The following is a 23505-nucleotide window of genomic DNA, read 5'->3' as shown; positions in this document are numbered from 1 at the left end:
TACTGCGCGAGGCCATAAAATTAATGTTAACGTGATCCGGATAGTTCCCTATTTTGATGAAAGAAACTCTAAATGGGTATATTATTTCGATCATATTTCTAACAACTGGAGTTTAAGCCCCTATGAATCGAAAAAACTTATTTAAGTCCGTTTTAGTATTACTTTTTAGTTTTATTTTATCCAACTGTAACAAAGCATTACCTCCTGGAGAGTATGATTCAGCTGAGGTAGGCAAAGTTAAAAAAGTAATTCCAGGCACAGTTATTTCAAAACGGCCTGTAAATTTGCGTCGAAACACGAGCAATATTACTAAAAACACAAGTAATAGTTTTGAGGACCATGACTACAGTCAATCTCATGGCGTTGAGTATGTGATTAAATTAAATTCAGGCGGAATTATTTCTGTAGTTCAGGCGGAAGATCTCAAGCTAAAAACGAAGCAAAAAATTCTCGTAATTTATGGAAGAAACACACGTGTTGTTGCAGATAATGGTAGCGAGACCTATTAAAACCTGGACTCTATAGAGTGTGCTAACAATTCCCTTAGTACTTCTACATACCTCCTACTTACCGCGATCTGTTCGCGGTATTCGGTGAATCGTTGAAGCAGCAGAGAACTATGAAGATACTATGAGGTTCAAAAATATAACTTGCACCGATTAAGCCCCCCAACACTATAAGCAGCTCTTACTGCTGTCCCATGCTAATGGCTAACCACATTAATGCGCCATAATACACACTGACAATAAAAGCTTTAAAACAATCCTGAGGTACTCTTTTGCTAATCAATTTTTGTTGGTAAATCAAAACCATGCCTGCCGTAAACCAAAAAATATAAAACCATAAATTTATTTGATTCACCAATGCCCAGCATAGCCACAAACTATGAAATAAACCTTGTAATAAACCAATAATCATTCGATCGTAATGAGCAAAATAAATTGCAGTAGACTTCACGCCAATTCGTAAATCATCTGCTTTATCAGCCATGGCATACATCGTGTCATAAACAAGGATCCAGGAAAAATTGATTAAAAATAACAAAAAAAATTCACCATTTAAAGGAAGATCTAATGCAACATAAACCATAGGAATTCCCATAGAAAATGCTAAACCCAAGATCAATTGAGGAGCATCCAGAAAACGCTTACAAAAAGGATATAAGAAAGAAATAAATAATGCGACAAGTCCGAAATAAAAACAATTTCGGGGTAACTGAATCAATATAAATAATGCGGCGAAAAGCAAGATTATTAATAAAAGAAAGGCTTCAGGCAAACTGACTTCACCAGAAGTTAATGGTCTTAATTTAGTGCGCGCGACATGTTTATCGATATTTCGGTCTGCAATATCATTTATTACGCAGCCTGCGGCGCGCATAAATACAGTACCACATAAAAAAAGGATAAAAAGTCTAAGTGTTGGTACCCCTTTATTTGCTAACCATAAAGCCCATGCTGTTGGAAACCAAAGCAATAAAATTCCCGCAGGCTTATCAAAGCGCATTAACCGCCAATATGCATTCCATTTCATGAATTAATACTCTCAAGTTCAGGTAACATAATTTCAGCCAAATAAAATGGTTCTTTTTGCTGAAATAAAAATTCTGCAAGCCGAACCCAAAGCACGCCTCCAACAGAGTCCAAGTTTCTTTTTACCCAATGAAATTCCAAACAATGTTGATCAATTGGGTAATTGATTGACTGAACACGATACACCCTATCCTCGTTAAAGATTAAATTTTTTATCGATTCATTTTCCAAACGACCAAAAAAAGCGGGATCAAGATCATAACATTTTTTAGGAATAATACTTCGCGCGTACCAATAAGTAATATTGTGGCTTTTCATAATAATTTCACGTTGGAAAATCAAATTATCTTGAATTTGCAAAAAGTGTTTATCCCACCAATCCGTATTCATCCAACATTGGGAAATCAGCTCAACATGTGCATCATCCTTAATTTGCTGCAGTTTATCGGTTAATGAATCTTGATAATTAAGCCACTCTGAAAGTTGTTCAGAAACTTGTGCACTTATTGCAAAAATAGAATGGGTATTAATAGGCATGTGTTTCAGTTACTATTAGAAAATATATTTTAGCAAGATCTTACAAAATTAACACATCAGCGACAAGTTATTGCTAATTCTTATTCTACCAAGTCGATTTAATATGATAACAACCTGTTCATGGGTATCTTTATTGATTAAAATAAAACGTCCATTACTAATTGCCTGTCCTGGATGAGTTGAAAATACAATCTTATTAGTTAAGCTTACTCCTTCCCAATTCAAATCCCAACGAGGGTGACTCCATTGCCATTGATAAATCAACTCAATTTTATTTGTTTTTTTATTTAAAAAATTCAAAACCATACCCTTTGACCAACTGGATGAAATATCTAGAGGTGCAAGATATACGGAATTACCAAGGATAATAGCCTGCATCTTGGCATATTGTATTGCAGTTCGCAGTTCATCAATGAGTGCTTTCTGCTCATTTTTTCTCATAAAATAAGTATATGAGCCAATCCCAACTATTGATAAACTTAAAAGCAATGATATGGTTATCAATAATTCAAACAGCGTAAAGCCTTTTACCTTCATAAACAAAACTTATTCCCTATTTGCGAGTTACGAAATAAAGTATCATAGTTTTATGAAATTACTAGAGGCTCTTTATAATATGCCTTTATACATGCTACGCCCTGCGCTGGTAAATCATCTCGTGGATAAGATAGTATTTGTAAATAAGCTCTATTACATACTAAAAGAAAATGATTCCTCAGACTCTATATCATCGTAGTTATCCTCGCAAAAAACTCCATTAATAACTCTTTGCATAGGTTCACTTCCTCGGCTCAATGAACGAAGCAATCGAGGATGAATTTTAGAATCCTTACGCAATAAACCTAATATGCGTAAGCTTTGACTAAAAGATAAATCCCAACGAGCAAAATACTCTTCTTTGTATATGTTTTTATTGCTGCTATTAAGCAAATCCAGTAATTGAGCAAATGCCTCATATACCTTCTCACTGGGATTTTCTTTCAATTCTTTTAATAAACTAATTGCGATATGAAAAATTACATGTGTTTCATTGCGAATTTTTGCAAAATGATTCAAACACGTAAAAGGTGCTTTCAATGAAAAGGAATGACGAGCAAAATCAAAGATTTTTTTATCTGTACTGTCGTTGAGTAAATCTTGTGATAATTTTAAAAGCACAGGGTATACAGCAAGTAGAATCTTATGATTATCATTTCCAATGGATGTAGATGAAGTATTTGGCATTATTTCATTGCCAAAAAAAGTTAAAGGACTCTCATCTTGTTTAGGACTTTTTTGTGAGGCAGCATTTGTACTGAAATAAAGGCTCCGCAGGTCTTCAGCTTGTTGCATTAGCTCAGTTCGATTAGGTGCAGTAGATTCCGCAATAAGTCGATATACTATTTCAAACCAGTGCTTATCACCTCGATAACAACAGTAAGAGAGCAATTCACCCAAAGAACTAAAAGTCGTATACATAAATTCTTCATTTTCATATTCTTCAGAATCATTTTTTCGATAACGCATGTTCAAATAATTGTTTGTCTCCTCATAACCTGCATCGATCATTTGTTTTCTTGTTTCTTCTCCTACTGTGAATGATGAGCTTGATACATTATCGACATTGATCACTATAGATTGACATGCATATTTTCTCAATTTCAAGCGATCTTTCTCCCAGCCACTCGCCGGATCACTAACCCCAGTCAGCAATCTATAAATCCAATTTAATACAACATTTTCTCTATAAACCCTATCCATGACCCGATCTATGGCCTTTCGTTCAGGCCCATCATCAAACTTGACTGCTAATACTTTTAAGTTATTACCATATTCTGACTCGAGTAGGGTTGAATGATCATCAGAAAAAGGCTCAGTAGGAAAATTATTTAATATACCACCATCATTATGTTCCTCCCCATCAATAAGCGTTGATCTATAGACTATAGGGAAGCTTGCAGATGTTTTAACTGCCTCGCTTACTTCAAAATTTGGTGAGTGTAAAAAGGAAAAATATCGAGTTGTACCTTGACGTTTATTTGTCGCGGTAACCACTAACTCTTTTCCAATCCCACAACCAGGGCATTTTTGACGGATTGCTTCTAAAGTAGCAAAAGTAATTTTCCCTTCTGGATATGGGATTTGATATTCGGTAACAATTTGATTCAATTTATGGGTAATTGCGTAATCAAGCGCTGTCTTTAGTGAGTGTGCTTCAGAAAATCCGTTAATATTGATATCAAAATGAACTAAATGTTCATGCTTGAAATATTTGAATAATTCTTCAATTTCAGACGCAGAATAACCCAAGTAACACAATAAAGCCATAATGGCGCCTGCTGAGCTTCCTGCAAATTTATCAGGGTATATTTTGGCTTCATTTAACGCTTTCCAGACCCCAATATGCGCAAAAATTTTTGCACCACCGCCACAAAGCACTATATTTTCAATATTGGGTTTTCTTTCTCTAACCAGAATCTCATGTGATTTTAAAAATCGGAAAATCTCAATTTTCTTTGTTTCATATAGCGATACTACTTGTTTCTCTTTAATTGATTTACTTTTGACTTTTTCGTCATTTATCCAGGGGAAAAACCAACTCCAAATTCGAACATACCATGGTTTCAGTGACATAAAACGCTGCATTTTTCGATAATCATGCATTTTATCCAGTCGTTCTTGAGGATCAGATACTTCTATAGATTGTGGATGAGGACTTTTGCATACCGATTCAAATTTGATATTTTTTATGTTAAGCGCAATGAGCCTATCGACTAATTTATCAGTAATAAAAACTCGTTTGGTATTCCCTAAAGGCTCTTGCTGTGAATCATTAGGATCATTATATTTTGTCCCTATTCCTGGAACTAGAAATTGATTAAAACCAATTAATGTACCATGATTTCCATGACACATTTGAATACCAGTCAATTGATAATGGGATATATTTTTAAGTGATAAATCTAAATCAGTTATTCTCCAATGTTCTTGATATAGTCCCTGAAACCAGCTAACTATTCTCCCCCACCAGGTTAAGGCGACCTCGGAAGTAAAACCCCGATATTCATTTACCGTAACGCCACTTAAAAATACCTTGGTTTTATCCTTTTGATGTGGATCCAAAAACCATTGCTTAAACAACTCTCTTTTTTCATCACTTACACGGGTAAAATCAAACATTATTTGTTCGTTATCAAATAGATAGTTGCCAAAAGCAATTTTATTATCAGGTGGTAAACCATTAATTTGCAAGCGTCCTAAATAGGCCGTAATAATGATCTTTTTTAATAATTCCAGATTTTGAGGATATTGGTGTGCGTCAGATGCAAGCAACTGACTTATTACGTGTTGTGGTGTCATGACTTATCCTTAAGTTATGATAATCCATTAACATTCAGCAATAATTTAATCACTCCCAGTTGATGTATTGCTCAATTGATCTTGCTTTACTTAACTCGCTTACTTCCCTCCATTGCCACTTGTTCCAATTATACTATAACGATGCTCTTTATTTTATTATTTTTAACCATCACAAATATAATTAACACAAATTTATCAGAAATTAAATAGGGAAAATCAGCTCCGAATCGCTGCATTGACTTGACCTGTCTATATCCCAATGAATATTGCTATTTACAAACAAAGATAATTTTATACCCAGTATGAACTATATACTGCTAATCTATACTTAAATAAATCAATTATTGCTTTGTTGAGAATCCGAGATGAAAATTGCAGTAATCTTACCGAATGTGGAGCTTACGAACATTCCCTTTGGCCACTTACATCAGCTTGATCAAGTTGGCATTTCAAATATCATCATTTTGCTTAATGAAGATGAGCTTAAGAAGACACAAGCAACCAAGTTTGTGGTATTTGATGATACGGAGCCCCAAACGGTTATAGAGCATTATCAGTCTCAAAGCGACCGGTTAAAAATCGAGGTTATAAATACTGGGACAGCTACTACAGAGCAAGAAAAACTAGATTATTATCTAAAGCATGCAGAGGGACAATACAAACTCAATCTTTTTCTTTATAAGAAATCAATACCTTGGACAAGTAATGAATTAAGTGCTAAACCACCAGTAATAGAAACTACTGAATATTCATTTATTCCCTTTTTTAAAAACACTAATCGTAAAAGACTGCCTTTATTTCAGCCCCCTTGTTCTTCAGAACAAGCAATTAAACTTTTGCAACATGATTTAAACCCTTGCCTTTGCTATAAAATGGCTCAGTTCGATGTATTACATTATCAATGGCTGTTTAATATCTTCGTTGAATTAATCAGCCTTAAGATCAAATTGCATGAGGATAAAAATGCTAAGTTTTTATCCCAGCTGAATAAACTAATTAAAGATTTCAATAAAAATATAATTGATTTGGAAAAAGCAGAAATTGCCTTCGAGAAATCGCATAAAAAAGCACATTTCACTCTCGATGAACCCGATATAATCACACGATGGCAACATGATAAAAATGTGGAAAAGAGGATGAATCTCGATGAAAATCTTCCTAAATTAATAGCTAAACTAATCAATCTTTATGACAAACTAGTATCTCAGGAAAATCTTAATCTTTTAAATAAAACGGATGAGCCTGTTATTGAGGATGAGCTTGCACAAAAAGATTTTATTGAGCATATCGAAGGCAAGCCGTTTTAGCTAGCAAGTAATTGAGCCGATAGCGCCGTTGGCATTTTTTCATACACTCGCTCTAAATTAAATATTCTGTATACTACTTAAAATTTCATCTACAACGATTTCCGGGTTAGCCGCTTGAGTGATTGGGCGCCCTACTACCAGAAAATCACTGCCTTCTTCAATAGCTTGTTTGGGACTCATTACTCTTGACTGATCATCATTTGAATTACTCGCAAGTCTAATACCCGGAGTTACCGTGATAAATTGGTCATTACAAGAGCTTTTTATTATTTTCACTTCTTGAGCGGAACTGACTACACCGTCCAAACCTGATTCTTTAGTCAAAATCGCCAAATTTTTCACCTGATCAATTACCGGTGCCGTCACTCCTATAGCAGTTAGTTCATTTTGTTTAAAACTGGTTAAAACAGTTACTGCAATTAATATCGGTCTATTAACACCATAAGAATCAATTGCCTTCCTTGCAGCCTGCATCATACTCATTCCACCTGAGGCGTGAACATTCATCATCCAAACGCCTAGATCAGCTCCTGCTTTACACGCTTTTGCAACTGTATTAGGAATATCATGAAATTTTAAATCTAAAAATACATTAAATTGTCTTTTGATCAATTGCTTCACAAAACTGGTTCCAAGCAGCGTAAAAAGCTCACTGCCTACTTTTAGTCCACAACTTTTCGGATCCAGTTTTTCAACCAAATTTAAAGCATCGAGCTCATTATCGAAATCCAATGCAACAATTAATTTAGACGTCATTTATGCTATTGCCTCTTCTTTATGTACTTTTAGAGCACTTATTACTGCAGTAACAATTTTCATTTGTTCTGTTTCTTGCAAATAAGGATGCATGGGTAAGCTAATCACTCGGCTGCTTGCATACTCTGCATGTGGAAAATCACCCACCTCATACCCTAAATAGGCCATGGCTTTTTGCTGATGTAATGGTACTGGATAATGAACAGCTGTTGGAATTCCTGATTCTTGCATCGCTTTTTGAAACACATCGCGATTATTTACTTCAATAGTATATTGCGCATAAACACTAGTGTTATAACTATGAACAAACGGTGTTTTAACTAAAGGTGAAAGCATTTGGTCATAAGATTTAGCAACTCGTTGACGCATGATGATTTCATCTGGAAAAAGCTTCAACTTTTCAATTAAAACAGCGGCTTGAATTGTATCCATTCGTCCATTTATACCTATACGATTATGGCAATAACGTGCATTTTGACCATGGATTCTTATTTCAATAAGTTTTTGGGCTAACGCATCATCATTGGTAAAACAGGCTCCTGAATCTCCATAACCACCTAAAGGTTTGGATGGAAAGAAGCTGGTGCATCCAATCGTTGATAAAGCACAAGAATATTTACCTTTATAAGTTGCTCCGAAGCTTTGTGCTGCATCTTCAATTACCGGGATATCGTAGCGAGCTGCAATGGAATTAATTTCATCATGTTCAGCACATTGACCATATAATCCAACTGGCATTATTGCCTTGGTTTTACTGGTAATTGCAGCTTCCAACTTATTAGGATCCATATTATAAGTAAGGGGATCAATATCTACAAAAACAGGTTTGGCTTGACAAAGACTAATCACCTCTGTGGTAGCAAAAAAACTAAAAGGAGTGGTAATTACCTCATCTCCTGGCTGAATTTCCAAAGCCATTAATGCCATTAATAAGGCATCAGTTCCACTTGAATTAACAATGGCATGTTTCACCCCTATAAAATCAGCCAATTGCTTTTCAAACTGTGCAATTTCAGGCCCCATAATGTATTGACCATGATTCAAAACGTTTTTAATACTAGTTAAAATTTCATTTTCTATTATTGAATATTGTTTTTTTAAATCGATAAATTGCATCATAATCTCTTAAAAATTAGTTAATATCCTTCCAAACCATGGACAGGCTTCATTCTTCCCCAGTTTTTACAGCTGGGGCAATGCCAATGAAGATGTTTTCCGCCAAAACCACAATGAACACATCGATAGACTGGCTTATTGTCTAAAAATTTACTTGTTATATCATAAAGCATTTGTAACTTGTCACGTACTTTTCCGTGAGCAGACTCAAGATGCCAATAGATTAACTGATTTAAACCCCGAATTGATGGATGTTTGCTCAAATTATCTGCTACAAAATCTATAGCTGCATCCATATTTTTTTGTTGTCTCAAATACTCCGCTATTACAAAAATTACTGAAGCTCTGGGATTATCTTCTAAGGTCTCTTCAAGATACTTGACACACTCATCCATTGTATTTAATTCTTTATGACATATGACTAAAGGTTCAATAATTTCTGTCAAAAAATCAGCATCTTGTTGAGGTATACGTTTTAGTGAACGAATTGCTTGCTTGAAACGGCCTTCTTTCATTTCAAGGCTGGCATTCATTAAACTTGCTCGAACTGATTGATTGTCGACGGATATTGCCTGTTTAATACAATAAGCCGCCTTATCAATTGCATTTGTTTTTAATGCCTGATTGGCCATTTCACAATAATAATGCGCTGCTTGATTATGGAAACTTGTCCCTGTCGAAATCTCCAGCTTTTTAACTACATCTAAAGCTTTTTCCCATGCTTTTTCTTGTTGATAAATTGCTAATAAACCATGCAAACTACTTGTTTCTTTAGAGCCACCTAGTTCTACAACCTCTAAAAAAATTCGTTCTGCACGATCAAATAAACCAGCGCTCATATAATCCTGGCCTAGTGCCATTAAAGATTCTTTTCTTTGCAAAATGCTTAGCTGGGGTCTTGCGATTAAATTTTGATGTATACGTATGGCTCTATCTACCTCGCCACGACGTCTGAATAAACTTCCCAATGCAAGATGAGTTTCTACAGTATCGCTGTCAACTTCTAACAACTTAATAAAAATATCAACAGCCTTATCGGGTTGTTCATTTAGAAGATAATTTAGTCCAACAACATACTCTCTGGATAAACGATTGTAAAAAGTTGGATCTTCCTTGGGTTTACTACGATTTGCCATCCACCAACCAGACCAAGCAGCGGCAGGCAATAGTAATGGCCATAAATCAATCATTATTACCCTCCTCTGTGCACGTCAAGTTATAATAATAAAAAAACTAATGTTGATCTTGCAATGGAATTGATCGTAAGTTTTTAATTTCTTTTTCAGTTAATTTTAATTGGCTTTTAATTTTGTGGAGTTCCGCTTTTAAACGCCAGTATCGCCAAATAAAAAGTATAAAACCTATTAAAACACCGATGCCCAACATAATTGTCATAAGAACAGAGATAGGCATTGATATTACTTTAAAATAAAAATTAACGTCCACCGAAGTAGCATTTAAAGCAGCAAAACTAACGCCAATAATGATCAAAAGTATATAAATAACCAGCATTAATATGCGCATAAATTCTTCCTTTTTTGTTACCTGTAGCGCGAAGAAGCCCCAGGTTTTTCCAGAACACATAACAATAACCTAAGTTATACTTCGCGTCACTCAGGATATTAAAATATACAAACAAAAAAAAGCGTAGAAGAATCTACGCTTTCTTAACTAATTGACAATAAAGAAATTAATCACTCTCTTTACTTGCCATTTTTTCTTTCAGCAAATCACCCAAGGTTGTCGAAGCACCCTCGGTTCTAGAATATTTCTTAATCGCATCTGCTTCATCTTGAGCATCTTTTGCTTTTACTGAAAGAGTAATTGAACGATTCTTGCGATCAACGTTTATAATTTTTGCTTCAATCTCGTCACCTTCTTTGACAAGAGTAGTAGCATCATCAACACGCTCATCAGACAGCTCACTCGCACGGATAGTACCGGTAATGTCATCTGCCAATGTTACAGTAACTGTCTTAGGATCTACGGCCACAACAGTGCCTTTTACGATGGCGCCTTTAGTGTACTCATCAACAAAACTTGCGAAGTTATCTCCTTCAAGTTGTTTAATACCTAAAGAAATACGCTCACGCTCAGGATCTATAGCAAGAATAACTGCTTCCATCTCTTGACCTTTCTTGAACTGTTTTACAGCCTCTTCACCAGGAACAGTCCAGGAAATATCAGATAAATGAACTAAGCCATCAATATCTCCATCCAAGCCAATAAATATTCCAAAATCGGTAATTGAACGAATCTTACCGCTTACTTTTTGACCTTTAGTGTGGGTTGCAGCAAATTGTTGCCATGGGTTACCAACACATTGCTTCATACCCAAAGAAATACGGCGTCTTTCTTCATCAATTTCAAGAACCATAACATCAACCACGTCACCTAGAGATACTACTTTACTTGGATGTACGTTTTTATTGGTCCAATCCATTTCTGACATGTGGACTAATCCTTCCACTCCTTCTTCTATTTCAACAAAGCAGCCATAATCTGTAATGTTCGTTACTTTGCCTTGTAATTTTTTGCCTATAGGATAACGCTCTACGAGATCAACCCAAGGATCGTTACCTAATTGTTTCATACCTAAAGAAACACGATTTCTTTCGCTATCAAAGCTTAATACTTTTACTTTTACATCTTGGCCAACGGATAATACTTCACTTGGATGTTTTACACGTTTCCATGAAATATCAGTGATATGCAACAAGCCATCTATGCCACCCAAGTCAATAAACGCGCCATAATCGGTAAGATTTTTGACAATACCATGGAGTTCTTGGCCTTCATGCAGAGACTCGAGCAATGCTTGTCTGTCAGCGCTGCTTTCTTCTTCAACGACTGCTCGACGTGATACAACAATGTTATTGCGCTTTAAATCCATTTTAATTACTTTGAATTCAAGCTCTTTGCCTTCCAGATAAGAAGGATCTCTTACAGGTCTGACGTCTACCAATGAACCAGGTAAGAAGGCGCGTATAGTACCAATTTCAACAGTAAATCCACCTTTGACTTTCCCAGAAATAAGACCGGTAACTGTTTCATTGTTTTCATGTGATTTAGATAATTTACGCCAAGCTTCCTGACGTTTCGCTTTTTCTCTTGAAAGAAGCGTTTCACCGTAGCCATCCTCAACAGAATCTAAAGCTACTTCGACTGTATCGCCTAGACTAACTTCCAACGCACCATCTTTATCATAAAATTCTTCTTTAGGTACAATACCTTCGGATTTTAGACCGGCATTTAAAATGACATAATCACTATCGATACCGATAACTTTGGCATTAATAATGGCACCTGGATAAAATTGAGCGCCGGCAATACTTTGCTCAAACAATTCTTTGAAACTTTCAGACATGTTAATAAACTCTTTAGTAAAAAAATGAAAGAATGAGTTCCACTCATCTTTCCCCCAACAAACAATTAAACATATAACAAACGTTCATTAATTAATTTTAATACAATATTAAACACTTGTACAATGGACAATCTGGTTGTATCAATTTTCACTGCATCATCTGCAGGCTTTAATGGCGCATGCGTACGAGCAGTATCCCTGACATCACGTTTAGCCAATTCTTCTACAACCTGCGCGAGGCTAACATTAATTCCTTTTTCTTTCAACTGTAAATAACGTCTATTTGCTCTTTCCTCTTCACTTGCATATAAAAAAATCTTTAAAATTGCCTTAGGAAAGACCACGGTTCCCATATCTCGACCATCTGTAACTAAACCAGGACGTTGGGCAAACTTGCGTTGGCGATCAAGCAAAGCTTGCCTTACTTCCTGAATAGCAGCGATCTGAGACGCATCCTGGCCGCATTGTTCACTGCGAATTTCTGCGCTAATGTCTACATCATCCAAGATTACTTTTGTTTCATAATCATCAGAAGATGCAAAACGTAAATTTAGAGCGTGCGCGAGTGCAATTAGCTCATGCACTTCATTAAAATCGATTTTGTTTTTCCTAGCTGCATAAGCAAGAACACGGTAAATTGAGCCGCTATCAAGCATATTCCACTTAAGATGCTTTGCTAGTAATTGACATAAAGTTCCTTTACCAGTTCCGCTTGGCCCGTCTAGGGTTATCACAGGTACAGTGTCATTGTACATTATCAACAGTTTCCTCTATTTGTAATTGAAGTTCCTTTGCAGTTTCTACAAACAAAGGGAACGAGGTAGCTACATTGACACAATTTTTTATTGTAACAGGATCACTAGCTACAGCACCGGCGATTGCAAAAGACATGGCAATACGATGATCACCTCTGCTTTCAACAGTACCTCCATGTAAAGTTCCTCCTTCAATTATTATTCCATCATCTAATGCTTGCGCATGAATACCTAATTTTTTTAGACCATCAACCATGGCAGCAATACGATCACTTTCTTTAAAACGCAACTCACTTGCACCATGCAGTGTAGTTTGTCCTTGGGCACACGCTGCGGCTATAAAAATAACAGGAAACTCATCAATTGCAAGTGGAACCATATTTGCTTCAATCTTAATTCCTTTTAATGGTGTATATTTAATTCGTAAATCAGCGACCCACTCCTCGCCCAACTGACGCTGATCTAAAAGAGTAATATTTGCTCCCATTTCCAGCAAAATATGAATTATCCCTGAACGTGTTGGGTTAATACCTACATTACGAATAAGAATATCGGAACCAGGGATAATTGTAGCCGCAACAATGAAAAATGCCGCAGATGAAATATCTCCGGGAACGTATATCTCAGTACCTATACATTCATTTGCCGAGTTAATGATTAGAGTATTATCTGAGCGATGTACCGGATAAGAAAAGTTTTTGAGCATTAACTCCGTATGATCACGGCTTACACCTATTTCTATAATTCGTGTTTCACCCTCAGCATAAAGCCCTGCTAATAGAATACATGATTTTACCTGAGCACTCGCTTCAGGCATTACATAATGGATCCCTTTAAGATTTTTTCCTCCTTTAATTGTAATAGGAGGCTTACCATCGACAGTAGTGATATCAGCGCCCATTTGTGTTAGTGGTTTGCTAACCCGAAGCATGGGTCTCTTCAATAAGCTCTCATCTCCAGTTAATTGACTATCAAAAGATTGTGCAGTCAATAATCCTGCTAATAAACGCATGCTGGTCCCAGAGTTTCCACAATCAACAATCTTTTCTGGCTTTTGCAGTCCATGCTTACCAACACCGTAAATTACCACTTGTTGTTCATCAGGGCCTTCTATTGTGACCCCCATTGCTTGAAACGCTTTTAGAGTCGCCATGCAATCATCGCCATCGAGAAATCCATTGATAATTGTTGTTCCTTTAGCTATAGAACCAAAAATAATGGAACGATGAGAAATTGATTTATCACCAGGCACAGTGATTTCACCTTTTATTGAATGGACAGGTTTACTTATAAAATTATGTATTCTCACCGACTATATTCCTTTGCAAATTCAGACATGAATTCAATTAGTGCATCGACTCCAGCCATCGGCATTGCATTATAAAGGCTGGCACGAATTCCACCTACTAAACGATGTCCCTTTAAAGCATATAAACCTCTGAGTTGGGCTAAGCGTAGGAATTCATTCTCTAATTTATCATTTTTGAGTGAAAAGCAAACATTAACTATGGAGCGTACTTCAGGATTTACATGAGTAGTATAAAAATCTGTATCGTCCAAATATTGATATAATTTGGCAGCTTTTTGGCAGTTTAAGCGATATATTTCTTCCACTCCACCCTGGGCTTTCATCCAATCAAATATTTTATCCGCCAAATAGCAATTAAAAACTGGCGATGTAGCATATAGCGAACGATGTTCTGTTTGAGTTTTATAACTTAGCATTGTTGGCACCGGAGGAATAGGCATTCTTTCTAGTAAATCATCTCTTATAATGACTATGGTTAATCCAGCATTAGCTATGTTTTTCTGCGCTCCAGCAAAAATTAAGCCAAAATTTTTGACATCTATAGGCTCGGTAAGCAATGCTGATGTCATGTCAGCTATTAATGTAATTCCCTTGGAATTAGGAACATAAGGAAAGCGAACGCCATTTACGGTTTCATTTGGGGTATAATAAACGTAAGATGTATTTTCTTTTATTTTCCAATTTTTCGGTTCAGGAATCGATTTATAGCCATTTTCTTCATCATTAGCAATACAATATGCTTTTTTCAAGTGCAGTGCTTCAGAAAAAGCCATATGCGACCATATCCCTGTAACCAGATATCCTGCCTGTTCTTCTGGATTTAAGAGATTCATTGGAATCATGGCAAATTGAGTACGGGCTGGTCCTCCCAAAAATAAAACATGGTAATTTTGAGGTATAAAAAGTAATTCTCTTAAAGACTGTTCTGCGTGACTTAATAGAGCCGAAAATTCTGGGCTACGATGCCCCACCTCAAGAATAGAAACGCCGAGATTTTGCCAATCAAGAAATTCATTCTGAGCTTCCTTAAGAACAACCTCAGGAAGCATGGAAGGACCTGCACTAAAATTATAAACTCGAGTTGTCATCGCTGCTTTCTTCAATTCCAGTTTCATTATTGGACTCATTGGAGTCCTCACCCAAATCTTCAATTTTTTGCATACCAACTACTTTTTCACCTGGACTGACATTTATCAAACGAACACCCTGTGTATTTCGACCAATTACAGATAATTCATTAATCTTAAAGCGTACCAACGTGCCTTTATCCGTTATTAACATGGCCTCATCCCCATCAGTAACCTGTACCGAGCGTACAACCTTACCATTACGCTCACTTACTTGAATGGAAATCACACCTTGTCCACCACGTCCAGAAACCCGATACTCTTCGATTGAAGTACGTTTACCATATCCATTTTCTGTCGCAGTCAATATGGTTCCATCTGGATGAGCCACTATTAGGGAGATCACTGCCTGGGCCTCTTCGATGCGAATGCCTCGTACCCCACGAGCAGTGCGTCCCATAGGCCGTACTTTGTTTTCATCAAAGCGAACTACTTTGCCTGCATCAGTGAATAACATGATATCTTTAGTGCCATCAGTGATATCAACTCCAACTAGACTGTCATCTTCATCCAAATCAACAGCAATAATTCCATTGGATCTAGGCCTGCTAAATGCATTTAAGGGTACTTTCTTAACTGTTCCCTTTTTAGTAGCCATAAACACATAATAACCATCTTGATATTCCCTGACTGGTAACATGGCATTAATTTCCTCGCCTTCAGCAAGTGGTAATATGTTAATAATCGGACGACCACGAGAAATACGACTGGCTAAGGGAAGCTGATAAGCTTTTAACCAATAGAGTTTCCCGTGGTTAGAGAAGCAAAGTAACGTGTCGTGAGTACTTGCAATAACCAAACGAGAAACAAAGTCCTCATCTTTAACATTTGTTGCGGATTTACCCTTACCGCCTCGACGTTGAGCCTGATATGCAGTAAGAGGCTGGTACTTTACATACCCTTGATGCGATAAAGTTACCACCACATTCTCTTCAGTGATGAGGTCTTCAATTGTCAAATCTTCTTGTGATGCGGTGATTTCAGCTCGACGCTCGTCACCAAATTGGGTTTTTATCTCAATGAGTTCATTACGGATCACTTGCATGAGCCGCTCTGGAGAAGCTAATATTTCCAACAGTTCACGAATCAATTTTAATAATTCTTCAAACTCACCTAAAATTTTATCCTGCTCCAAGGCGGTTAAGCGATGAAGTCTTAACTCAAGAATGGCCTGAGCCTGAGCTTCTGATAATTTATATCCATCAACACTTAAACCAAATTCAGGGGCCAAATCATCAGGGCGAGATGCATTGGCACCTGCTTTTTCCAGCATCGCTTTAACCATTCCTGGCTGCCACAGTTTAGCAAGTAACGCTTCTTTAGCATCCTGAGGTGTTGGTGATTTTTTAATTAAAGCAATCATTTCATCAATATTAGCTAAAGCAATTCCCAATCCTTCTAATAAATGAGCGCGAGCACGAGCTTTTTTCAGATCAAATAAAGTTCTTCTGGTTACAACTTCACGTCTATGCTTAATAAAATATTCAAGAATTTGTTTTAAATTCAATGTGCGTGGCTGGCCATCAACTAAGGCAACCATATTGATTCCAAAAACATTTTGCATTTGTGTATGGGCGTACAAATTATTTAAAATGACATCAGCTACTTCATTACGTTTTAGTTCGATAACGACACGCATGCCCTGTTTGTCTGACTCATCTCTAAGGCCAGAAATACCTTCAATCTTTTTATCCCGCACCAATTCAGCAATACGTTCAACCAAACGGGCTTTATTCACCTGGTAAGGAAGCTCTGTAATAATAATGGCTTGCCGACCTGAATCTTCATCTGTTTCAATTTCTGTACGTGCTCGTATAATCGCACGTCCTTTTCCAGTACGATAGCCCTGAATAATCCCTGCTCGGCCATTAATAATAGCCGCTGTTGGAAAATCTGGGCCAGGAATAATTTCCATAATGTCATCTAGACTTAATTCAGGATCATCAACCAGAGCAACACACGCATTGATGACTTCAGTAAGGTTATGCGGTGGAATATTAGTCGCCATACCTACAGCGATACCTGAAGAACCATTAACTAACAAATTAGGTATACGTGAAGGCAAAACTACGGGAGCGAATTCTGTTTCATCATAATTAGGACTAAAATCAACAGTCTCTTTATCAAGATCTGCCAATAAAGCATGGGCTGCCTTGGACATTCTTACTTCGGTATATCGCATTGCTGCAGGGGCATCACCATCTACAGAGCCGAAGTTACCTTGTCCATCCACCAAAAGATAACGCATCGAAAAAGGCTGAGCCATGCGAACTATAGTATCATAAACTGCTGTATCACCATGCGGATGGTATTTACCGATTACATCCCCTACGACACGCGCTGATTTTTTATAGGGTTTATTCCAATCGTTGCCTAATTCACTCATCGCATAGAGCACGCGTCGATGAACCGGTTTCAATCCATCACGAACATCAGGCAAAGCCCTGCCTACAATGACACTCATCGCATAATCTAAGTAAGATTGCTTTAACTCATCTTCAATATTAACTGGCAAGATTTCTTTAGCTAGATAAACCATAGTTTGGACGTATCCTTGACGATAATTTTTTAATAATAAAGGATATCACACAGACGGATTTAATTAAATCATCTACACTAAAATGTACCCAGGAAAAGTGCCCAATGTAAGGATAAACAATATAATGCAAGTGAGGTCTGCGCTCCTACCTTGACGAGATAAATTTATTACATTTTACTGTCATTCTTAGAAATTCTAAACCATAATAAAATTGACTGTAAGTGCTCATTTTGTATATAGTGCCACGCACAATTCAGATGAATCCTTTATCAGGAGAAGCAATGACAAAAAAAACAGCTAAACTTAGCCTTGAAGGCCAGGAGCCGCTTGAATTACCCGTATATAAACCCACACTAGGGAATGATGTGATTGATATCACACAACTGGGTGCACATGGCGTTTTTACCTTTGACCAAGGTTTTTTATCGACTGCCTCCTGCGAATCTAAAATCACCTATATTGATGGGGATAAAGGCATATTACTTTACCGAGGCTATCCTATTGAGCAATTGGCCGAGAAAAAAGATTTTCTTGATGTAAGTTATCTTTTACTCAATGGTGAACTGCCTAATGCTGAAGAAAAGAAGAAATTTGTTAATTTAATTAACAATCACACGATGGTACATCAGCAAATGTATCAGTTTTTGAATGGTTTCCGTCGTGACGCGCATCCAATGGCGATTATGGTCGGTATGGTTGGCGCTCTATCTGCGTTTTATCATGACACCATGGATTTAAATAATGCAGAAGATCGCTTTATTTCTGCGATTCGTATGGTTGCTAAAATGCCCACCCTTGCAGCAATGAGTTATAAATACTCCATCGGATTACCTTATATCTACCCACAAAATAAAATGTCATATGCCGAAAATTTCTTGCATATGATGTTTAGCGTTCCGACAGAAGAATCCACACCTGATCCAGTTCTAGTACGTGCTATGGATACGATCTTCATATTACATGCAGACCATGAGCAAAATGCTTCTACTTCTACTGTTCGCCTTGCTGGCTCAACTGGTGCAAATCCTTTTGCATGCATCTCTGCAGGAATCGGTGCATTGTGGGGACCTGCGCATGGTGGTGCAAATGAAGCATGTCTCAATATGCTTAAAGAAATTGGTAGTGTTGATCGCATTCAGCTTTATATCAAGCGCGCAAAAGACAAAAATGATCCATTCCGATTAATGGGATTTGGCCATCGTGTTTATAAGAGCTATGATCCTAGAGCAAAAGTAATGCGCCAAACCTGCTACGATGTATTAGAAGCTGTAGGAGCAAAAGATGCTCCATTATTCAAGCTTGCTATGGAACTTGAACGCATTGCCCTTGAAGATGATTATTTTATTGAGAAAAAACTTTATCCCAATGTTGACTTCTATTCGGGTCTGACTTTAAGTGCTATAGGAATTCCGACCAATATGTTTACGGTGATTTTTGCTTTAGCTCGAACTGTTGGCTGGATGAGCCATTGGATGGAGATGGTTGCCACCAAATCAAGAATTGGTAGACCTCGTCAGCTTTATACTGGTGAAAAAACTAGAGATGTTCCTTAAAGTCTAGGATGTATAGTCTAGATTCAGGTCCCACTAAAAAACTGTCGTTCCCGCGAATGCGGGAACCCGCTTTCTAGAGAGGCACAGAGCCACCGCGTTTCATTCAGACTACAATTTCTACAAGTTACAGCCCTCTATAAACGATTTTCTGGAGTTCTGAATCATTCTACTTGATACTAATCTAGTTTCTAAGGTGTTTATTCTTTTATTTTTTGTAAAGCGTGTCTCCAGCCATGATAATCCAGTTCCACTTGCTCTAAAGATCTTTCTGGTATAAACGCTTGCTCTACATTCCAAATTGCATGCAGCTCATCCAAAGAGTTAAAAACGCCACACCCCAAGGCTGCTAATATTGCTGCGCCTTTAGCTGTTGTTTCAATGTTCTTGGGTTTTTGTACCTCTAATTGACATTGATCAGCTAAAAATTGTAAAAACCATCGATTGACAGCCATTCCACCGTCAACACGTAATAGTGATAGGTCCAACTGACTATCTTCTCGCATACAAAGACATACTTCTCGAGTTTGATAACAAACCCCTTCTAATACTGCTCTGGCAAAATGCGCCCTATTACTCGATAAACTTAAACCAACCATGGATGCACCAGGAGCAGATAGCCAATGAGGAGCACCTAAACCTGTAAATGCTGAAACGAGATAAACGCCCTCATTTCCACTTAATGAATTAGCCAGTGTCTCAGTTTCATCAGCATGAGTAATCAGTTTCATTGAGTCTCTTAACCATTTTACAGCTGTACCTGCATGATAAATGCTTCCTTCCAGCCCATAAGTTGTTTGTCCTTGAATTTTATAAGCAACTGTTGTTAAAAGTTTATGTTGTGATAATACAGGTTTTCCTCCTGTATTTAGTAATAAAAATGCCCCAGTTCCAAAAGTTGCTTTTACCATACCCATTTTGAAGCACTCTTGACCAATTAATGCAGCTTGCTGATCGCCAGCAACTCCTGTAATTGGTAACTCAATACCAAGCCATTGTTTATCAATTATCCCAAAATGGCTGTCACTTGCACAAACTTTAGGTAAAACAGAATCAGGGATTTTAAAATAATTAAGCAAGTCTAAATCCCATTGTTCTTCTTTAATATTAAATAGCATCGTTCGTGACGCATTGGTCACATCAGTCAAATGCAAATGTTCTGTAGTTAAACGCCAAATCAGGAAACTATCAATGGTACCAAAAGCCAGGTCCCCCTTATCTGCCAACATTTTTATTTCGGGATTATTTTCTAAAAGCCATTTTAATTTAGTTGCAGAAAAATAAGGATCCGGAATTAAACCAGTTTTCTCTTGAATCATGGATTCGTCAGCTACTAAAGTACGGCAATATTCAGCAGTTCTACGATCCTGCCATACAATAGCTCGGGCAAGGCATACGCCAGTATTTTTATTCCAGACTACAGTAGTTTCTCTTTGATTTGTTAGACCACAAGATACTATGTGATCGGCAGGAACTTGAGATATCACATTACGCATTGCAATTAAAGTTTTTTGCCATATTTCTTCCGGGTCATGTTCAACCCAACCTGTTTGAGGATAGTACTGTGTGAGTGGATATTGACTGGCAGCAACTAGTTCGCCATGAACTGTATATATCATGGCACGTGTGCTACTCGTTCCTTGATCTATCGCAAGTAAATAATTCATTGTTGCAAAGTTCCTTGTCCCAACTATTATGTGTATATTATAAGTGTATACTTTTTTTGTGGAGACCAAAACATGAATTCGGTTTTTGATGTTGCAATTATTGGCGGCGGCATCAATGGCTGTGGTTGTGCTGCTGATGCGGCATTGAGGGGATTGTCTGTAGTTCTCTTGGAGCAAGATGATTTAGCATCTAAAACATCTTCAAGCAGTACAAAGCTCATTCATGGCGGGTTAAGATATTTAGAAAATTATGAATTTGGAATGGTTAAAAAAGCAATAACCGAAAGACAAAGACTTCTAGATCTGGCACCGCATATAGTCCATCCTCAAGCCATGGTTCTCCCCCATGAAAATCACATGCGTTCCGCCTGGTTTTTACGTTTGGGTTTGTTTATTTATGATCATTTGAACAACAAAAATCGCCTACCTAAATGCAAAATAATTTATAGAAAAAGCAAAAAAGACTATTTTGCTGCCCTAATCAATAAACTGAATATGGGTTTCCTATTTTATGACGCTGTAACCGATGACGCTCGCCTAACCATTGTTAATGCAATTCAAGCAAAAAATCATGGTGCAAGCATACGAACACACTCAACAGTAATTCATGCTGAAATTGTAAATGATTTATGGCAATTAACAGTAAAACCTAAAATAGGTTCATGCTATACACTCTACGCCAAATCAGTAGTTAATGCAGCAGGTCCATGGGTTAAATCCGTAGAACAGCTTACTCAAACCCCAGATCAACAAAAAATTAGTTTAATTAAAGGAAGTCATATTATCGTCCCTCAAATTTATGAAGGGAATCATGCATATTTATTACAACATCAGGACAAACGTATTATCTTCGTGATCCCCTATCACGGATTTAGTATGATAGGTACAACTGATATTCCATTAACTGATAATAATCCTGTAAATGCAAGTATTAGCAATGAAGAAATTCAGTATTTAATTGGATTAGTCAATTTATACTTTGAATGCAAAATATCCGAAAAAGATATTATCTATACTTGGAGTGGGATTAGGCCTCTACTCGCCGATGGAAACAAGAAAGCGAGCGCTCTAAGCCGTGACTATTCCTACAAAATACATTTTAAACCGGCGCCTATTATTACAGTTTATGGTGGTAAAATAACAACTTATCGTCAATTAGCGGAAGAGGTCATTAATCAACTTTTGCAAACATTCCCACAAATGGGCCCTTCGATTACTGCATCAACTCCCTTACCCGGGGCTTTTTTTGAAGAAATGAATTTTGAGCAATATACGCAATATGCCAAAGAAAAGTACAAGTGGATGGATAAATACTTACTGGAGCGCTATTTATATACTTATGGAAGTCGCATGGAACTGTTTCTTGCTCCTTGCAATAGTAGAGAGTCCCTAGGGAAAAAGTACTGTACCAACCTTTATCAAGTTGAAGTAGATTATTTGATTTTAGAAGAATGGGCACAAAGTTGTGATGATATACTCAAGCGACGGACAAAGCTCGATCTAATCATTGATGAAGTAGGAAAGAAAGAACTCACAAAGTACTTGTCGCAAGTTATTTCTCGTCCTTTTCTTGAAGCTCCGCTTTTATTGCACTGACATCAACTGCCACTGCTTGCTCAACCAACTCTTTTAGTGTAGAGGCTGGCATACTGCCAGCATTTGAATAAATTACAATCCCTTCTTTGAAAACCATCAGATGAGGAATTGAGCGTATTTCAAAAAAATCAGATAGTTGTTGCTCCGTTTCAATATTTACTTTTGCAAATTTTATATTAGCAAACTGTTCAGAAACTTGCTCATAAACCTTAGAAAATTGTTTACATGGAGCACACCAGTCAGCCCAAAAATCAATAAACACAATTTCATTTTTATCAATCAAAGATTGGAATTCAGCACTAGTTATATTGAGGCTGGTCATATTTCTTCCTTAGCTTCGATTGAGTTGACAATTTTTTGAAAGACATCATCTACATCTCCGGTACCACAAATACTATGAAACTCAGGAGCACCATGATTGTCATTCTCAGCCCATGATTTATAGTAATTGACTAAAGGCGCTGTTTGACTGCGATAAACTTCTAAACGTTTTCTTACAGTTTCTTCTTTATCATCTTCGCGTTGAATTAAAGCTTCACCAGTAACATCATCTAATCCCTCGTGCTTTGGAGGATGGTTTTGAATATGATAAACACGGCCAGAAGGTTGATGAATACGTCGGCCACTGATTCGTTTGATGATTTCCTCATCATCAACCTCAATTTCAATGACATGATCTAAATAGATTTCTGCTTGTTTCAGTGCGTTTGCCTGCACAATTGTTCTAGGGAAACCATCAAATAGAAAACCATTGGCGCAGTCACTTTTTTTTAATCGTTCTTTAACTAAGCCAATAATAATATCATCGGGTACCAGACCACCTGTCTCCATAATTTTTTTAGCACTTAGTCCCAAGGGAGTCCCTTGTGCAATAGCAGTGCGCAGCATGTCACCTGTGGAGATTTGCGGAATTTGATAACGTTCTATCAAACGCAAAGCCTGGGTTCCTTTACCTGCACCCGGCCCACCCAAAAGCATTAATCGCATTAAAAAACTCCTTAGTAATCT

At 37.1% G+C, this 23505-nt stretch carries 20 protein-coding genes; 4 read left to right on the top strand and 16 right to left on the bottom strand.

Annotated elements, in window-relative coordinates:
* The first annotated feature begins 122 nt into the window (after positions 1-122).
* Positions 123-509 carry a hypothetical protein gene (locus Ltuc_RS05120; protein ID WP_058520230.1) on the top strand — a complete coding sequence of 129 codons (387 nt, stop codon included), beginning with the start codon at positions 123-125 and terminating at the stop codon, positions 507-509.
* 178 nt (positions 510-687) lie between these two features.
* Here Ltuc_RS05120 and ubiA read toward each other — a convergent pair whose 3' ends face one another.
* From ubiA to vpdC, 4 genes are all read right to left on the bottom strand, one after another.
* On the bottom strand, positions 688-1533 hold the full coding sequence (ubiA, locus tag Ltuc_RS05115; RefSeq protein ID WP_083498042.1) for a 4-hydroxybenzoate octaprenyltransferase: 846 nt from the start codon (positions 1531-1533) through the stop codon (positions 688-690).
* On the bottom strand, positions 1530-2069 hold the full coding sequence (locus Ltuc_RS05110) for a chorismate--pyruvate lyase family protein (RefSeq protein ID WP_058520229.1): 540 nt from the start codon (positions 2067-2069) through the stop codon (positions 1530-1532). The genes ubiA and Ltuc_RS05110 overlap by 4 nt, the downstream gene beginning before the upstream one ends.
* A gap of 48 nt (positions 2070-2117) precedes the next feature.
* Positions 2118-2606 (bottom strand): GspH/FimT family pseudopilin, encoded by a 489-nt coding sequence (locus Ltuc_RS05105; protein ID WP_058520228.1) that lies wholly within the window; start codon positions 2604-2606, stop codon positions 2118-2120.
* 153 nt (positions 2607-2759) lie between these two features.
* Positions 2760-5408 (bottom strand): Dot/Icm T4SS effector VpdC, encoded by a 2649-nt coding sequence (gene vpdC / locus Ltuc_RS05100; protein WP_058520227.1) that lies wholly within the window; start codon positions 5406-5408, stop codon positions 2760-2762.
* A 365-nt stretch (positions 5409-5773) separates the two neighbouring features.
* Here vpdC and Ltuc_RS05095 point away from each other — a divergent pair, with 365 nt between their 5' ends.
* Complete coding sequence (locus tag Ltuc_RS05095) at positions 5774-6715, top strand: hypothetical protein (RefSeq protein ID WP_058520226.1); 942 nt, start codon at positions 5774-5776, stop codon at positions 6713-6715.
* Positions 6716-6772: 57 nt separating this feature from the next.
* Here the strand turns inward: Ltuc_RS05095 and pyrF are convergent, their stop codons facing one another.
* The 9 genes from pyrF to gyrA all read right to left on the bottom strand — a co-directional run bounded on the left by pyrF (position 6773) and on the right by gyrA (position 17684).
* Positions 6773-7471, bottom strand: coding sequence for an orotidine-5'-phosphate decarboxylase (pyrF, locus tag Ltuc_RS05090; RefSeq protein ID WP_058520225.1), 699 nt, complete (start codon positions 7469-7471; stop codon positions 6773-6775).
* Positions 7472-8587 carry a DegT/DnrJ/EryC1/StrS family aminotransferase gene (locus Ltuc_RS05085; protein ID WP_058520224.1) on the bottom strand — a complete coding sequence of 372 codons (1116 nt, stop codon included), beginning with the start codon at positions 8585-8587 and terminating at the stop codon, positions 7472-7474.
* Between the two features lie 20 nt (positions 8588-8607).
* The gene (lapB, locus tag Ltuc_RS05080; RefSeq protein WP_058520223.1) at positions 8608-9777 is read right to left on the bottom strand and encodes a lipopolysaccharide assembly protein LapB; all 1170 of its coding nucleotides are present in this window, start codon (positions 9775-9777) and stop codon (positions 8608-8610) included.
* A gap of 43 nt (positions 9778-9820) precedes the next feature.
* Positions 9821-10111, bottom strand: coding sequence for a lipopolysaccharide assembly protein LapA domain-containing protein (locus Ltuc_RS05075; RefSeq protein ID WP_058520222.1), 291 nt, complete (start codon positions 10109-10111; stop codon positions 9821-9823).
* A gap of 166 nt (positions 10112-10277) precedes the next feature.
* The gene (gene rpsA / locus Ltuc_RS05070) at positions 10278-11954 is read right to left on the bottom strand and encodes a 30S ribosomal protein S1 (RefSeq protein ID WP_058520221.1); all 1677 of its coding nucleotides are present in this window, start codon (positions 11952-11954) and stop codon (positions 10278-10280) included.
* Between the two features lie 65 nt (positions 11955-12019).
* Complete coding sequence (cmk, locus tag Ltuc_RS05065; RefSeq protein WP_058520220.1) at positions 12020-12709, bottom strand: (d)CMP kinase; 690 nt, start codon at positions 12707-12709, stop codon at positions 12020-12022.
* Positions 12699-14018, bottom strand: coding sequence for a 3-phosphoshikimate 1-carboxyvinyltransferase (aroA, locus tag Ltuc_RS05060; protein ID WP_058520219.1), 1320 nt, complete (start codon positions 14016-14018; stop codon positions 12699-12701). Before aroA ends, cmk begins: the two co-directional genes overlap by 11 nt.
* Positions 14015-15106, bottom strand: coding sequence for a 3-phosphoserine/phosphohydroxythreonine transaminase (serC, locus tag Ltuc_RS05055; RefSeq protein WP_058521612.1), 1092 nt, complete (start codon positions 15104-15106; stop codon positions 14015-14017). Before serC ends, aroA begins: the two co-directional genes overlap by 4 nt.
* Positions 15087-17684, bottom strand: a complete 2598-nt coding sequence (gene gyrA / locus Ltuc_RS05050; protein ID WP_058520218.1) for a DNA gyrase subunit A — start codon at positions 17682-17684, stop codon at positions 15087-15089. Before gyrA ends, serC begins: the two co-directional genes overlap by 20 nt.
* A gap of 281 nt (positions 17685-17965) precedes the next feature.
* On the opposite strand from gyrA, the gene gltA reads away from it, so the two are divergent.
* The gene (gene gltA / locus Ltuc_RS05045; protein ID WP_058520217.1) at positions 17966-19237 is read left to right on the top strand and encodes a citrate synthase; all 1272 of its coding nucleotides are present in this window, start codon (positions 17966-17968) and stop codon (positions 19235-19237) included.
* Between the two features lie 197 nt (positions 19238-19434).
* Here gltA and glpK read toward each other — a convergent pair whose 3' ends face one another.
* On the bottom strand, positions 19435-20901 hold the full coding sequence (glpK, locus tag Ltuc_RS05040) for a glycerol kinase GlpK (RefSeq protein WP_058520216.1): 1467 nt from the start codon (positions 20899-20901) through the stop codon (positions 19435-19437).
* A gap of 72 nt (positions 20902-20973) precedes the next feature.
* Here glpK and glpD point away from each other — a divergent pair, with 72 nt between their 5' ends.
* Positions 20974-22497: a glycerol-3-phosphate dehydrogenase gene (glpD, locus tag Ltuc_RS05035; protein WP_058520215.1), complete on the top strand. Its 1524-nt coding sequence runs from the start codon at positions 20974-20976 to the stop codon at positions 22495-22497.
* On the opposite strand, the gene Ltuc_RS05030 is transcribed toward glpD, so the two are convergent.
* Positions 22454-22819, bottom strand: coding sequence for a thioredoxin family protein (locus Ltuc_RS05030; protein WP_058520214.1), 366 nt, complete (start codon positions 22817-22819; stop codon positions 22454-22456). The two genes, glpD and Ltuc_RS05030, sit on opposite strands and share 44 nt — an antisense overlap.
* The gene (gene adk / locus Ltuc_RS05025; protein ID WP_058520213.1) at positions 22816-23484 is read right to left on the bottom strand and encodes an adenylate kinase; all 669 of its coding nucleotides are present in this window, start codon (positions 23482-23484) and stop codon (positions 22816-22818) included. The genes Ltuc_RS05030 and adk overlap by 4 nt, the downstream gene beginning before the upstream one ends.
* Positions 23485-23505: the final 21 nt, after the last annotated feature.

It is taken from the genome of Legionella tucsonensis (assembly GCF_001468035.1).
Classification (GTDB): Bacteria; Pseudomonadota; Gammaproteobacteria; order Legionellales; family Legionellaceae; genus Legionella; species Legionella tucsonensis.
Note: the sequence above shows the minus strand (reverse complement) of the source record. Positions and strands in the feature narration are given on the sequence as shown.